Annotated in this window: 12 protein-coding genes and 1 pseudogene; 9 read left to right on the forward strand and 4 right to left on the reverse strand. The window is 63.2% G+C overall.

Annotation, left to right across the window (positions count from 1 at the left end; genetic code table 11):
* Nucleotides 1-59 precede the first annotated feature (59 nt).
* The 5 genes from ABCR88_RS13730 to ABCR88_RS13750 all read left to right on the forward strand — a co-directional run bounded on the left by ABCR88_RS13730 (nt 60) and on the right by ABCR88_RS13750 (nt 5,525).
* Nucleotides 60-1,109, forward strand: a complete 1,050-nt coding sequence (locus ABCR88_RS13730; RefSeq protein WP_041118459.1) for a YCF48-related protein — start codon at nt 60-62, stop codon at nt 1,107-1,109.
* Between the two features lie 32 nt (nt 1,110-1,141).
* On the forward strand, nt 1,142-3,517 hold the full coding sequence (locus ABCR88_RS13735; protein WP_041118457.1) for an RND family transporter: 2,376 nt from the start codon (nt 1,142-1,144) through the stop codon (nt 3,515-3,517).
* A gap of 214 nt (nt 3,518-3,731) precedes the next feature.
* On the forward strand, nt 3,732-4,025 hold the full coding sequence (locus ABCR88_RS13740) for a DUF5629 family protein (protein WP_015635805.1): 294 nt from the start codon (nt 3,732-3,734) through the stop codon (nt 4,023-4,025).
* Complete coding sequence (locus ABCR88_RS13745; protein WP_019094608.1) at nt 4,012-5,190, forward strand: lactonase family protein; 1,179 nt, start codon at nt 4,012-4,014, stop codon at nt 5,188-5,190. Before ABCR88_RS13740 ends, ABCR88_RS13745 begins: the two co-directional genes overlap by 14 nt.
* Nucleotides 5,191-5,345: 155 nt before the next feature.
* Entirely contained in the window at nt 5,346-5,525 is a 180-nt protein-coding gene (locus tag ABCR88_RS13750) for a hypothetical protein (protein WP_320334933.1), read from the forward strand.
* 184 nt (nt 5,526-5,709) lie between these two features.
* Here the strand turns inward: ABCR88_RS13750 and ABCR88_RS13755 are convergent.
* Nucleotides 5,710-6,248 (reverse strand): annotated as a pseudogene (locus ABCR88_RS13755) (AAA family ATPase).
* A 115-nt stretch (nt 6,249-6,363) separates the two neighbouring features.
* A complete protein-coding gene (locus ABCR88_RS13760; protein WP_236184759.1) occupies nt 6,364-7,272 on the reverse strand; it encodes a LysR family transcriptional regulator in 909 nt (302 codons plus the stop codon).
* 124 nt (nt 7,273-7,396) lie between these two features.
* Here ABCR88_RS13760 and ABCR88_RS13765 point away from each other — a divergent pair, with 124 nt between their 5' ends.
* Complete coding sequence (locus ABCR88_RS13765; RefSeq protein WP_350404728.1) at nt 7,397-7,834, forward strand: DUF6196 family protein; 438 nt, start codon at nt 7,397-7,399, stop codon at nt 7,832-7,834.
* 282 nt (nt 7,835-8,116) lie between these two features.
* Nucleotides 8,117-8,242 carry a hypothetical protein gene (locus tag ABCR88_RS13770; RefSeq protein ID WP_258230278.1) on the forward strand — a complete coding sequence of 42 codons (126 nt, stop codon included), beginning with the start codon at nt 8,117-8,119 and terminating at the stop codon, nt 8,240-8,242.
* Nucleotides 8,243-8,310: 68 nt separating this feature from the next.
* Here the strand turns inward: ABCR88_RS13770 and ABCR88_RS13775 are convergent, their stop codons facing one another.
* The gene (locus tag ABCR88_RS13775; protein ID WP_232644646.1) at nt 8,311-11,409 is read right to left on the reverse strand and encodes an efflux RND transporter permease subunit; all 3,099 of its coding nucleotides are present in this window, start codon (nt 11,407-11,409) and stop codon (nt 8,311-8,313) included.
* A 9-nt stretch (nt 11,410-11,418) separates the two neighbouring features.
* Nucleotides 11,419-12,573, reverse strand: coding sequence for an efflux RND transporter periplasmic adaptor subunit (locus ABCR88_RS13780; RefSeq protein ID WP_011061553.1), 1,155 nt, complete (start codon nt 12,571-12,573; stop codon nt 11,419-11,421).
* Between the two features lie 202 nt (nt 12,574-12,775).
* Here ABCR88_RS13780 and ABCR88_RS13785 point away from each other — a divergent pair, with 202 nt between their 5' ends.
* A complete protein-coding gene (locus tag ABCR88_RS13785) occupies nt 12,776-13,477 on the forward strand; it encodes a response regulator transcription factor (RefSeq protein ID WP_011061552.1) in 702 nt (233 codons plus the stop codon).
* Nucleotides 13,478-13,481: 4 nt separating this feature from the next.
* Entirely contained in the window at nt 13,482-14,786 is a 1,305-nt protein-coding gene (locus ABCR88_RS13790; protein WP_011061551.1) for an ATP-binding protein, read from the forward strand.
* Nucleotides 14,787-14,892 lie beyond the last annotated feature (106 nt).

The following is a 14,892-nucleotide window of genomic DNA, read 5'->3' on the forward strand; positions in this document are numbered from 1 at the left end:
CTCGAACGGCGCCCTGTAAAGGTTGAACGACCTAACAATAATAAATGGGGGAAAGGTCTATGAGTGAGCCTGTCATGGGCGTGGTTGTTGGCCGCCCGCCGGCGCTGCGCACGTTCGCACTGCTGGCTACAGCGCTCTCGCTGTTGGGCGTCGTGACGCTGTCGACGCCAGTCCTGGCCGCTGCCACTGCAGCAGATTCTGTCTATTCCATCGAATCGCCCAAGGCGGCGAAAAGCCTGATGCTCGATGTGGTCCACGCCGGCAAGCGCCTGGTGGCGGTGGGCGATCGCGGGCACATTCTCTATTCCGACGACCAGGGCCAGACCTGGGTCCAGGCCAAGGTGCCGACCCGGCAACTGCTGACGGCGGTGTACTTCGTCGATGATAAGCGCGGCTGGGCGGTGGGCCACGATGCCCAGGTCCTGGCCAGCAGCGACGGCGGTGCCACCTGGACCCGGCAGTTCCAGGACCTCAAGCGCGAGGCACCCTTGCTCGATGTATGGTTCAAGGACACCCAGACCGGCTACGCCGTGGGCGCCTACGGGGCCCTGCTGGAAACCAGCGATGGCGGCCAGCATTGGGAGGACGTCAGCGACCGCCTCGACAACGAGGACCAGTTCCACCTCAACGCCATTGCCCAGGTCAAGGATTCCGGGCTGTTCATTGTCGGCGAGCAGGGCAGCATGTTCCGCTCCGCCGATGACGGGCAGACCTGGGAGCGCCTCGAAGGCCCCTATGAAGGCTCGTTGTTCGGCGTGATCGGCACCGGCCAGCCGGCCACTCTGCTGGTCTATGGCCTGCGCGGCAATCTCTACCGCTCCACGGATTTCGGCAGCACCTGGGAACAGGTGGAATTGAACGCCGCCCGTGGCGCCCTGGAGTTCGGCCTGTCGGGGGCGACCCTGCTGGACGATGGCTCGCTGGTGATCGTCGGCAACGGCGGCAGCGTGATCCTCAGCACCGACCACGGCCAGACCTTCAGCGTATTCAACCGTGCGGACCGCATCTCGCTTTCGGCGGTCACCGCTGCCGGCAACGGCGACCTGATCCTGGCCGGGCAGGGCGGTGTACGGGTTTCTGCAGCTACGGGCGCTGAACTCGGCCAATAAGTCGGGCACATAATAAGAAGGTGGGGAATTCCATGAGCAGTCATCACCAGGACAAGGCGAACTTTCTTGAGCGCCTGATTTTCAATAACCGCCCGGCAGTGATCTTCATCTGCTTGCTGGTCAGCGCTTTCCTGTTCTGGCAGGCGACCCTGATCCGGCCGTCCACCAGCTTCGAGAAGATGATCCCGCTCAAGCACCCGTTCATCGAGCGGATGATGGAGCACCGCAACGACCTGGCGAACCTGGGCAACACCGTGCGCATCTCGGTGGAGGCCCGTGACGGCGACATCTTCACCAAGGACTACATGGAAACCCTGCGGCAGATCAACGACGAGGTGTTCTACATCTCCGGCGTCGATCGCTCCGGGCTCAAGTCGCTGTGGAGCCCCAGCGTGCGCTGGACCGAAGTGACCGAAGAGGGCTTCGCCGGCGGCGAGGTGATTCCCCAGAGCTACAACGGTTCGGCCGATAGCCTCGAACAGCTGCGCAACAACGTGCTCAAGTCCGGCCAGGTCGGGCGCCTGGTGGCCAACGACTTCAAGTCCAGCATCGTTGATATCCCGCTGCTGGAGTCCTATCCGGACCCGCAGGACCAGGGCAAGCTGCTGGCCCTGGACTACCAGAAATTCTCCCACCAGCTGGAAGAGAAGATCCGCGACAAGTTCGAGGCGCAGAACCCCAATGTGAAGATCCACATCGTCGGCTTCGCCAAGAAGGTCGGCGACCTGATCGACGGCCTGATCATGGTGGTGATGTTCTTCGGCGTGGCCTTCATCATCACCCTGGTGCTGCTGTACTGGTTCACCTGGTGCATCCGCAGCACCATCGCGGTGTTGATCACCACCCTGGTGGCGGTGGTCTGGCAACTGGGCCTGATGCACGCCTTCGGCTTCGGCCTGGACCCGTATTCGATGCTGGTGCCGTTCCTGATCTTTGCCATCGGCATTTCCCACGGGGTGCAGAAGATCAACGGCATCGCCTTGCAGTCCAGTGATGCCGACAATGCCCTGACCGCGGCGCGGCGCACCTTCCGCCAGCTGTTCCTGCCGGGGATGATCGCGATCCTCGCCGACGCCGTGGGCTTCATCACCTTGTTGATCATCGATATCGGGGTGATCCGCGAGCTGGCCATCGGTGCCTCCATCGGTGTGGCGGTGATCGTGTTCACCAACCTGATCCTGCTGCCGGTGGCGATTTCCTACGTCGGCATCAGCAAGCGCGCCATCGAACGCAGCAAGAAGGACGCTTCCCGCGAGCATCCGTTCTGGCGCCTGCTGTCCAATTTCGCCAGCCCCAAAGTGGCACCGATCTCCATCGCCCTGGCCCTGGTGGCCTTTGCCGGCGGCCTCTGGTACAGCCAGAACCTGAAGATTGGCGACCTCGACCAGGGCGCCCCGGAGCTGCGTCCCGACTCGCGCTACAACAAGGACAACAACTTCATCATCAGCAATTACTCCACCAGCTCCGACGTGCTGGTGGTGATGGTCAAGACCGCGTCCGAAGGCTGCTCGCGCTATGAGGCCATGGCGCCCATCGACGAGTTGATGTGGAAGATGCAGAACACCGAGGGCGTGCAGTCGGCGATTTCCCTGGTGACCGTCTCCAAGCAGATGATCAAGGGCATGAACGAGGGCAACCTGAAGTGGGAAACCCTGTCGCGCAACCCTGACGTACTGAACAACTCCATTGCCCGGGCCGACGGCCTGTACAACAACAACTGCTCCCTGGCGCCGGTGCTGGTGTTCCTCAACGACCACAAGGCCGCGACCCTGGATCGCGCGGTGCATGCGGTGCAGGAGTTCGCCACGCAGCACAACAAGGACGGCCTGGAGTTCATTCTCGCTGCCGGCAACGCCGGGATCGAGGCCGCGACCAACGAGGTGATCAAGGAGTCCGAGCTGACCATCCTGATCCTGGTCTACATCTGCGTGGCCGGCATGTGCATGATCACCTTCCGCTCCTGGGCGGCGACCCTGTGCATCGTCCTGCCACTGGTGCTGACGTCGGTGCTGGGCAACGCGCTGATGGCCTTCATGGGCATCGGGGTCAAGGTGGCGACCCTGCCGGTGGTGGCGCTGGGGGTGGGCATCGGCGTGGACTACGGCATCTATATCTACAGCCGCCTGGAAAGCTTCCTGCGGGCCGGCCTGCCGCTGCAGGAGGCCTACTACCAGACCCTGCGCTCTACCGGCAAGGCCGTGCTGTTCACCGGCCTGTGCCTGGCCATCGGCGTGTGCACCTGGATCTTCTCGGCCATCAAGTTCCAGGCCGACATGGGCCTGATGCTGACCTTCATGCTGCTGTGGAACATGTTCGGTGCCCTGTGGCTGCTGCCGGCCCTGGCGCGGTTCCTGATCAAGCCGGAGAAGCTGGCGGGGCAGAAGGGCAACTCGCTGTTCGCCCACTGATCCCGTTGCATGAGTACTCAGCCGCACCCTCGGGTGCGGCTTTTTCATGCCCGGTGTTCCGAGGGGAAAGCAGGTGGTGCTGAAGAACCGGGCAGCCCCGGCAGTGCCTGTCGGAGGATGTATCCGGGGCAGTCGCTTGCGCGGCGCAATGCTGGCCCAACCCGGCAGCGCCAATCAGCTATCATTGCGCCTTTCCATCTGATGACTGATCGCTATGACCGCTGCTACCGACACCTTGCTCTGCGCCCTTGAAGCCTGCGACATGCTGGAAATCGACGGCCTGCACGCTTTCGATTTCACCCTCGACGAGCAGCGCCTGCTGATCGAGTGCATGGACGGCCGCGCGGCCAAGCGCTGGAGCTTTACCCTGGCCCAGGTCCAGGCCGCGACCTTCGACCAGGACTTGCAGAGCTGGACCCTGGCAGGCGACTCCGGTGAGCACCGCCTGGTGTGCATGAGCGCGTTCAGTGCCCGCGACGAAGAGGAAGGTGAACATGAAGATGCGTAATTTCTGGCCCCTGCTGATGGCCGGCAGTGTCGGTGCCATGGCGGTCCAGGCCGCGCCGGCCACCGAAACCCATGAGCTGCTGGTGGGGTCCTATACCCAGGGCCAGAGCCAGGGTCTGTACCGCCTGCAATTCAATGAGCGCACCGGGCAGATCGACCCCAAGCCGCTGCAGGTGGTGAAGAGCTCCAACCCGTCCTGGCTGACCTTGTCCAAGGACCTCAAGTTCGTCTTCGCGGTGAATGAGAACAGCCCGGGGCAGGCCGACCCCATCGGTCGTGTCAGCAGCTACAGCCTGGCGCCGAAAACCCATCAACTGAGCCTGATCAACCAGGTGCAGAGCCAGGGTAACGAGCCCACCCATTCCAGCCTGAGTGCCGACGGCAACTACCTGTTCGTCAGCAACTATTCGGTGGATGTGGATCCGGGCGGCAGCCTGGCGGTGGTGCCGGTCAGCGATGACGGTCATCTGTCGCCGGTGGTGCAGCTCACCAGTCATCCGGCCAGCCGGGTCGACCCCGAGCGCCAGCAGTCGGCCCACGTGCATTCGTCGGTGCCGTCCCCGGACGGCAAGTTCCTCTTCGCCAACGACCTGGGTGCGGACAAGATCTTCGTCTATCGCTATGACCCCAAGGCCAATGCGGAACACCCGCTGAGCCCGGCCGACCCGGCCTTCGTCCAGCTGCCGCCGGGCAGCGGCCCGCGGCACCTGCTGTTCAGCGCCGATGGCAAGCATGCCTATCTGACCATGGAAATGAGCGCTCAACTGGCGGTGTTCGACTACCAGGACGGCAAGCTGACTCAGCGTCAGATGCTCGACCTGGCGGCCAACGGCTCCAAGGAGAAAAAGGCCGCCGCGGCTTTGCACGCTTCCAAGGACGGCCAGTACCTGTATGTCAGCAACCGGGGCACCGCCAACCAGTTGCTGGTGTTTGCCATCGACCCGGCCAATGGCCAGCTCAAGGAAATCCAGCGGCGTTCGGTGGAAGGCGATCACCCACGGGAGTTCAGCCTCGACCCGAGCAACCGCTATGTGCTGATCGGCAACCAGAAAAGCAACGAGATCGTGGTGATCGAGCGCGACGCCAAGACCGGTTTCCTGGGCAAGACCGTGCAGAAACTGCCGTTCGATTCCCCCAGCGATATCAAATTCCTGGTGCGTCAATAGACCGCAGGCCCCGGCGTCCGGGGCCTGACTCCTTCTATTAACGACGCTGATAATGGCTACTGCCGCAAAGAATTTTTTCCCGCCAACCCTCGGGAGTAAGTTTGCTTCACGGCCCACACGGGCAAGCAAGCCAACTGAATACGAGGGTTACCGCCATGAACTTCAATCTCTTCTCCGTGATCGCAGCCTCCGCCATTTCCGCCACCGTGGCACTGCCTGCCAGCGCCAGCGTGGAAATCAGCCAGAAGAAATCCAGCACCAACACCTACACCCAGAAGTACCTGCAACAAAGCGCCAACTTCTACGCCGCCCTGGATCACAAGAGCCACGGCTGATCGGGTCGCTTCACGCCTATGCGGGCGAGCCGGCTGGCAGGTCCAGCGTGCCCCGTAGCCACTGAGTACCTCATAGCCTTTGCGTCCAAGCCTGACTGGGTGCCCGACCTTATGAGCGACAGGGTCTGCTCCAGGTCATAGGGGAGGGCGCAACCGGCAGTTCCCGCAGTCGGTCAGCCGTCGATCAATCTCGCGGAGCCTTGGCAGTCGAACGTCCAATACGAGCGAGAAAAATGCCGATATCCCGATTGGACCGCAGACAAACCACGCAGCAAGCCGATGGCGCTGTTGCCACAAGTTGCTGCATCTTTTCTCGCGCCGATTTTTTCGTCCGCCACATGAATCTAAAAAACGCCGGCAGGTTCGCCAGCAGTTCGGGGCAGTTTTCCGGCAAGTCGGGCCGAGACTGACCGCGTTACAGCAGCGTTCTGCGCAGTACGCGCAAGAATCGAAGCGTCGCCGAACGATCAATCCATATCAAAAGATCTGCACGGGCCACCCGGTTGTGCCAGGTGACCGAATGGCCACCTTCGAAAATCCAGCGATCTTGAGCCTCGACATCGAGACAAAGCGCGTCTTCTCGTCCGGGCGGCGTTCGATCCACCCTGGCTGCCAGTGGATGGTGTCGATGTGCACGACCGGCAAGCCCGTGCGCCGACCCAGCTCACGCGCCAAGGTGCTTTTGCCTGACCCAGGTTGACCAATAATCATCACCCGTTGCATCGAAGCTCCTTCTCGCTATGCACGCTGTTTTTTTTGGCGGGCGATTTTACGTCAATGCTGACCTCGGTCAACCACGGACGGCCAGCACGACCGGCTGCAAGCGGCCCTTGCTCTATCAGGCCTGCGGTGCACCCAAGGCTTCGACGACTTCGTCTACGAAGTGCCTGAGCTTGGCGCAGGGGCGACGGTCGAAGGGGTAGATCAGATTGACGGGATACGTGGGCCCTTCGAACTCCTCGAAGAGTACGACCAGTTCACCCCGTTGCACGTAGGGCATCAGGACATCCTCGACGCAGAGCGTGATGCCGAAATCCGACAGTGCGGCGTTCACCTTGGCCTGGGTGTTATTGACTTTCAGTCGACTCGTGATGGGGATGGTGAACGTCTGCCTGTTTTTGGTGAATCGCCAGAGTTTGTCCGTCATTCGATCAGAGAAGAGATAGCCCAGACAATCATGGTCCACGAGTTGCTCGGGATGGAGCGGGGTCCCTTTGCGCGACAGATAAGCGGGGGATGCGCAAGCAAACATCCTGAAAGGTCTCAAGCCGCGTTGAACCAAGGTCGCGCTGTCGGCCAGCAGGGGTTTGCCCAGCCGGAACACGACTTCGTATCCCTCTTCCACGATGTTCACGAACCTGTCCGTCAACTCCAGCTCGATTTCCGTTTCCGGGTAACGCGTCAGGTATTGGGTCAGGAACGGGATGAGTCTGTGGGAACCATAATTGTAGGGCGCGCTGATTCTGATTTTGCCGCGGGGAGTCGAGTTTGCTGACTGCGCCAGTTCATCGGCGTCTTCAACGTCACTGAGGATAGCCTTGCAGCGCGAGTAATATTCCCTGCCCACGGCGGTCAAGCTTTGGCGGCGGGTGGTTCGGGTGATCAGTTTGATTCCTAGCTGAGATTCCAGATTGCCGACCTGCTTGGCTATCAGCTGTGGAGTGACGCCTAGCACCGCAGCCGCTGCCGAGAAGGTGTCTGCCTCCGCTGCTGCAACGAACGCCGCCATGCTTTTCAGCTTATCCATATCTACAACCTTTGGTTGTTAATGTTATTTGATATTGAACATTTATCTTCAAGATCTTCATGCTTAGCATTTCGTGGGTCAATAAAAAGAAGCGCAGCGCGCTTTACGCAACGGAGGGTATGCAATGGTGAACATTTCCCACGAAACGGCAGAGGATACGCAGCGCAGACTGTTGCACGTAATGACCGAGGCGCGTGTCCGGTTCTTCCCCGGCACTTACGCGTTTCTGGAGTTTCCTTTGTCGTCGTTTCCTGGTGCCGCACGCCCTGATGCACTGGCGCTCGTAAGAGATGACAAGGTATGGAGTCAGCTAGTCCCCTGTGCGGACGTCGAGCAAGAGCTGTTCGCGGTCTTCCGGTTCCATTTTCCCGACGGCGCCGACAACAGCGGGTTCGTTGGCTGGTTGGCAATGCGCCTGAAGCAGAGGTTTGGGACCGGCATTTTTGTGACCTGTGGCCAGCATCGAGAGGAGGGCGGGATCTTTGATTATTGGGGCGTCCCGGCGAGCCTGGGTCTACATGTCTTCGCAGAGATCCAGGCCTTGGTGGATGGCCAAGTGTAGGGTGAGGAGGGCGTTTCCCTGTAGCGGCTCCGTTAGTCAGAGCCAGAGCCGGGGGCGACGACCTTTCGCTCGGGGCCTTCTCCCCTAGGGGGCTTGTTGGGCGGGGTTCCACTTGCCGGCAGACAGGCCCCCGAGGCATGTGGCGCCAGTGATGACGCAAATGGGTGGTGCGTTTGCGACGCAATCTGCATGCGTGGCAAATTTTGCTTGGTAGTATCACATAGCCATATGTTTAAATTTGACGCTGAATTATTGACTCTTTCCCGAGCAAGGATCGATAGCATGGTAATGCGTCTGGCTGTGGTGCTGCTGTTGCTCTATTCCACTCCCATCCTGTCTTCTGCGCAGCCTGTCGAAGGTGAGCCGGAAACTTCCCGCGAGCGCCTGGCCAGCCTGTTGCAGGACTGAAGCGCTTTTTAGCAGGGGCTCTCAGGGTAGAAGGTGCGGGCCCCGTGATGGGGCCCGCCGAGAGGGCCTCAGCCCTTGGTCGAGCCGCGCTTGACCAGCTTCATCACCACCACGAAGAACACCGGCACGAAGATCACTGCCAGGGTCGCGGTGATCATGCCGCCGATCACCCCGGTACCGATCGCCTGCTGGCTGGCGGAGCTGGCGCCGGTGGCGATGGCCAGGGGCACCACGCCGAGGATGAACGCCAGTGAGGTCATGACGATGGGGCGCAGGCGCAGGCGTGCAGCCTGCACCGTGGCATCGATCAGATCATGGCCTTCGTCGTACAGGCTCTTGGCGAACTCGATGATCAGGATCGCGTTCTTCGCCGACAGGCCGATGATGGTGATCAGGCCGACCTTGAAGAAAACGTCGTTGGGCATGCCGCGCAGGCTCACCGCCAGCACTGCGCCCAGTACCCCCAGGGGCACCACCAGCAGCACCGAGGTGGGAATCGACCAGCTCTCGTAGAGCGCCGCCAGGCACAGGAACACGATCAGCAGCGACAGGCCCAGCAGCATCGGCGCCTGGCTGCCGGACAGCCGTTCCTGGAGTGACAGGCCGGTCCATTCCAGGCCCAGCCCGGTGGGCAACTGCGCCACCAGCCGTTCGATTTCCTGCATGGCTTCACCGGTACTGTGGCCAGGGGCCGGCTCGCCGGAGACGGCAATGGCCGGGTAGCCGTTGTAGCGGGTCAGTTGCGCCGGGCCCAGGCTCCAGCTGGCGCGGACGAAGGCCGACAGCGGCACCATCTTGCCGGCGCTGTTGCGCACGTTCAGGCGCAGCAGGTCTTCGACCTGGCTGCGCTGGTCGCCTTCGGCCTGGATCACCACCCGCTGCATCCGCCCCTGGTTGGGGAAGTCGTTGACGTAGGACGACCCCAGGGCGGTGGACAGCAGGCTGCCGATATCGGCAAAGGACACGCCCAGGGCGTTGGCCTGCTTGCGGTCGACCTCCAGTTGCACCTGCGGCGCTTCGGCCAGGGCACTTTCCCGGACGTTGGCCAGGATCGGGCTCTTTTCCGTGGCCTTGAGCAGCTCGTCCCGGGCCTGCATCAGGGCCGCGTGGCCGACGCCGCCACGGTCCTGCAGGCGGAACTCGAAGCCGCTGGAGGTACCCAGGCCATCGATCGGCGGCGGCAGCACGGCGTACACCACGGCATCCTTGATCGCGCCGAGGGCGGCGTTGGCGCGGTCAGCGATGGACATCGCCGAATCCTCGCTGCCCCGTTGCGACCAGTCCTTGAGCGTGGTGAAGGCCAGCGCGGCGTTCTGCCCGTTACCCGAGAAGCTGAAGCCGAGAATGATGGTGCTGTCGCCGACTCCCGGTTCGCTGGCGTTGTGCGCTTCGATCTGCTCCACCACCTTGATCGTGCGGTTCTGGCTGGCACCAGGTGGCAGCTGGATGTCGGTGATGGTGTAGCCCTGGTCCTCCACTGGCAGGAAGGAGGAGGGCAGGCGGCTGAACAGCAGCGCCATGATCGCCAGCAGCGCCAGGTAGATCAGCAGGTAGCGGCCGGTACGCTTGAGGGCATAGGTCACGCCGCCCTGATAGCTGTCGCTCAGGCGTTCGAAGCGCCGGTTGAACCAGCCGAAGAACCCCGTGCGTTCATGGTGTTCGCCCGCCGCGATGGGCTTGAGCAGGGTGGCGCACAGGGCCGGGGTCAGGGTCAGGGCGAGGAACGCCGAGAACAGGATCGAGGTGGCCATGGACAGCGAGAACTGCTGGTAGATCACCCCCACCGAGCCGGGCATGAAGGCCATGGGGATGAACACCGCCACCAGCACCAGGGTGATGCCGATGATGGCCCCGGTGATCTGCTGCATCGCCTTGCGCGTGGCTTCCTTGGGCGACAGGCCTTCGGAGGCCATGATCCGCTCGACGTTCTCCACCACCACGATGGCATCGTCCACCAGGATGCCGATGGCCAGCACCATGCCGAACATGGTCAGCACGTTGATCGAGAACCCCAGGGCCAGCATGGTGGCGAAGGTGCCCATCAGGGCCACGGGCACCACCAGGGTGGGGATCAGGGTGTAGCGGATGTTCTGCAGGAACAGGAACATCACCAGGAACACCAGCACCATGGCTTCGGCCAGGGTGTAGAGCACCTTGGTGATCGAGACCTTGACAAAGGGCGAGGTGTCGTAGGGGATCTTGTATTCCACGCCGGCCGGGAAATAGCGCGACAGCTCGTCCATCTTGGCGCGGATCAGGGTCGCGGTATTCAACGCGTTGGCCCCGGGGGACAACTGCACGCCCACCGCGGTGGACGGCTTGCCGTTCAGGCGGGTGCCGTACTGGTATTCCTGGCTGCCGACTTCTACCCGAGCCACATCGCCGATGCGTACCGTGGAGCCGTCGGGGTTGGCCCGCAGGACGATATCGGCAAACTCTTCAGGGCTGGACAGCTGGCCCTTGACCAGGATGGTCGCGGTGATTTCCTGGCTGGCGGGGTTGGGCAGGTCGCCGATGCTGCCGGCCGGAACCTGGGCGTTCTGCGCCGCCACCGCGGCGTTGACGTCGGCCGGGGTCAGGTTGAAACCGATCAGTTTCTGCGGGTCGAGCCAGATCCGCATGGCCCGCTCGGCACCGTACAACTGGGCCTTGCCGACGCCGTCGAGGCGGCGGATCTCGTTCATCACGTTGCGCGCCAGGTAGTCGCTGAGGGCGACATCGTTCAGGCGGCCGTCACTGGAGGTCAGGGTGATCAGCAAGAGGAAGCCGGCGGAGACTTTCTCCACCTGCAGGCCCTGCTGGGTCACCGCCTGGGGCAGGCGCGGTTCCACCGCCTTGAGACGGTTCTGCACGTCCACCTGGGCCAGTTCCGGGTTGGTGCCCGGCTGGAAGGTGGCGGTGATGGTGGCGCTGCCGAGGCTGCTCTGGGACGAGAAGTACAGCAGGTGGTCGGCGCCGTTGAGCTCCTGCTCGATCAGGCTGACCACCGATTCGTCCAGGGTCTGCGCCGAGGCTCCCGGGTAGGCGGCGTAGATCTCGATCTGCGGCGGGGCCACGGTGGGGTATTGCGCCACCGGCAGTTGGGGGATCGCCAGGGCGCCGGCCAACAGGATGAAGAAGGCGACCACCCAGGCGAATACCGGGCGGTCAATAAAGAATTGCGGCATGTGTACTACCTACTGGCCAGGGTTCTGGACGTGCGCAAGGGGGCTGGCGTCGATTTCCACCGGCTCGCCGGGGCGGGCGTGTTGCAGGCCTTCGACAATCACCCGGTCACCGGGCTTGAGGCCCTCGGTGACGATCCAGCGATCGTTCTGCACTCCACCCAGTTGCACCGGGTGCTGCACCACGTTGTTTTGCGCATCCACCAGCAGCACCTGGGCGATGCCGGCGCTGTCGCGCTGGATGGCTCGCTGCGGCACGCTGATGCCTTGCTGGTTGACCGCCTGTTCCAGGCGCACGCGCACGAAACTGCCGGGCAGCAGGTCGAGGTCCGGGTTGGGGAACTCGCTGCGCAGGATGATCTGCCCGGTACTCGGGTCAACGCTGATATCGGCGAACAACAGCTTGCCCGGCAGCGGGTAGAGGCTGCCGTCGTCCTGGATCAGGGTCGCCTTGGCCTGGTCCTTGCCCACCTGCTGCAACTGACCGGCGCGGAAGGCCCGGCGCAGGTCGTTGAGTTCACGGGTGGACTGGGTCAGGTCGGCGTGGATCGGGTCCAGTTGCTGGATCAGCGCCAGCGGCGTGGTCTCGTTCTGGCCCACCAGGGCGCCTTCGGTGACCAGGGCGCGGCCGACCCGGCCGGAAATCGGCGCAGTGACGGTGGCATAGCCGAGGTTGAGCTTGGCCCGCTGCACCGCGGCCTGGTTGGCGGCGACGTCGGCGCTGGCCTGGCGTGCCGCAGCCCGGGCATTGTCGTATTCCTGGCCGCTGATGGCCTGGTCGGCGACCAGCTTGGAATAGCGCTGCTCCTGCAACTGCGCCTGGAAGGCGGTGGCCTCGGCCTTGCGCAGGCTGGCCTGGGCGCTGTCCAGGTCAGCCTTGAACGGGGCCGGGTCGATGCGGAACAAGACCTCGCCCTGCTTGACGTCGGAGCCTTCGCGGAAGGTCCGTTGCAGCACCACCCCGGCTACCCGGGCGCGGACTTCGGCGATCCGTGGCGCGGCGATGCGCCCGCTCAGTTCGCTGGTGATGGACAGGGCCTGGCTCTGTACGGTTTCGATCCGTACCTTGGCCGGTGGCGGCGTCTGCTCGCCTTCGGTCTTGCCACACGCGCTCAGCGCCGCTGCCAGAACGACCAGGCAGAATGGCGCAAAGAGTTTATTCGACATGCTGATACCCCAATAATGACCTCGGCATGCTAAGGGCATGGGTCAAGGCCCGCTGTGAAGCTGTGTAGGTGCTGTGTGAAAAAGTGTGAAGCCTGCGCACCGGTGCGGCCAGGGTTGTATATCCTTGGCGCCTTGCTGGTTTTGCCCGGTGCCTTATAAAGAACGCCGGTATTCTGTATTTCTTCAATAAAGATCGCTCTCCATGCCCAATATTCTTCTTGTCGAAGACGACACCGCGCTGTCCGAACTGATCGCCAGCTACCTGGAACGCAATGGCTATCAGGTCAGCGTGATCAGCCGTGGTGACCAGGTGCGGGAGCGGGCCAAGGCCAGCCCGCCGGACCTGGTGATCCTCGACCTGATGCTGCCGGGCCTGGATGGCCTGCAAGTCTGCCGCCTGTTGCGCGCCGACTCGGCGACCCTGCCGATCCTGATGCTGACCGCGCGGGATGATAGCCATGATCAGGTGCTGGGTCTGGAAATGGGCGCCGACGACTATGTGACAAAACCTTGCGAACCGCGAGTGCTACTGGCCCGGGTCCGTACCCTGTTGCGCCGCAGCAGCCTCAGCGAGCCGCAGAGCGCCAGCGACCAGATCCTCATGGGCAACCTGTGCATCGACCTGTCGGAGCGCACCGTGACCTGGCGCGAGCAGTTGGTGGAGCTGTCCAGCGGCGAGTACAACCTGCTGGTGGTGCTGGCCCGGCACGCCGGTGAAGTACTGAGCCGCGACCAGATCCTGCAGCGCCTGCGGGGCATCGAATTCAACGGCACCGATCGTTCGGTGGACGTGGCGATCTCCAAGCTGCGGCGCAAGTTCGACGATCACGCCGGCGAGGCGCGCAAGATCAAGACCGTGTGGGGCAAGGGTTACCTGTTCAGCCGTTCCGAGTGGGAATGCTGATTCCATGCTGCGCATCCTGGTCCGTCTGTACCTGATCACCATCATTGCCTTCAGCGCCGCGATCTACCTGATCCCGGACCTGGTGATCAAGGTTTTCCACGAGCGTTTCCTGGACTACAACCTGGACCAGTCCCGGGGCCTGCAGAGCCTGATCGTCAAGCAGTTCCGCGCCTTGCCGGCGCAGCAGTGGCCGACCCTGGTCAAGGAGATGGACGAGGAGTTCCACCCGTTGCAGGTGGCCCTGGTGCGCATCGATGACCCGGATTTCAGCGATTACGAGCGCGAGCGCCTGCAACGCGGCGAGAAAGTGGTGCGCCTGGGCGATTGGGGCTGGCGCACCCTGGCGGTGTCGCCGCTGGATGAGCAACTGGCGGTGAAGCTGGTGGTGCCGCCGGACCCGCTGGACGTCAACCTGCTGTACTGGAGCATCAATGTCCTGATCGTCGCCGTGCTGCTGGCCTGCCTGCTGCTCTGGGTGCGCCCGCACTGGCGTGACCTGGAGCGCCTCAAGCGCACCGCCGAACGCTTCGGCAAGGGCCATCTGGGCGAGCGCACCCAACTGCCCGCCAGTTCCAACATCGGCAGCCTGGCCAATGTCTTCGACACCATGGCCGGGGATATCGAAAAACTCCTGAACCAGCAGCGTGACCTGCTCAACGCGGTGTCCCACGAACTGCGCACGCCCCTGACCCGGCTGGATTTCGGCCTGGCCCTGGCGCTCTCCGACGATTTGCCGGCGGCCAGCCGCGAGCGCCTGCAAGGGCTGGTGGCGCACATTCGCGAACTGGATGAACTGGTCCTGGAGCTGCTGTCCTACAGCCGCCTGCAGAACCCGGCGTGCCTACCGGAGCAGATCGAGGTGTCCCTGGACGAGTTCATCGACAGCATCCTGGGCAGTGTCGACGATGAGCTGGAGTCGGATATCGTCATCGACGTCCTGCTGCACGGTGCCCTGGAACGTTTCACTCTGGACCCGCGGCTGACCGCCCGGGCCTTGCAGAACCTGCTGCGCAATGCCACCCGTTATTGCGAGAAGCGCATCCAGGTGGGGGTGCTGGTCAGCGACGACGGCTGCGAGATCTGGGTCGACGATGACGGCATCGGCATTCCCGACGACGAGCGCGAGCGGGTGTTCGAGCCGTTCTACCGCCTGGACCGCAGCCGCGACCGCGCCACCGGCGGCTTCGGCCTGGGCCTGGCGATCAGCCGCCGGGCCCTGGAAGCCCAGGACGGCACCCTGACCGTGGAAGCCTCGCCCCTGGGCGGCGCGCGTTTTCGCCTGAGCCTGCCGCCCCCGCCCAGGGCCTGAATCCGTAGGAGCCGGCTTGCCGGCGAAGAGGCCCCTGAGCCGAGCGCCCCTGCGGGTAACGCCTTCGCTGGCAAGCCAGCTCCTACAGCCCGCTCCTGCGGCGGGG

Source organism: Pseudomonas sp. W17 (assembly GCF_040268305.1).
Classification (GTDB): Bacteria; Pseudomonadota; Gammaproteobacteria; order Pseudomonadales; family Pseudomonadaceae; genus Aquipseudomonas; species Aquipseudomonas protegens.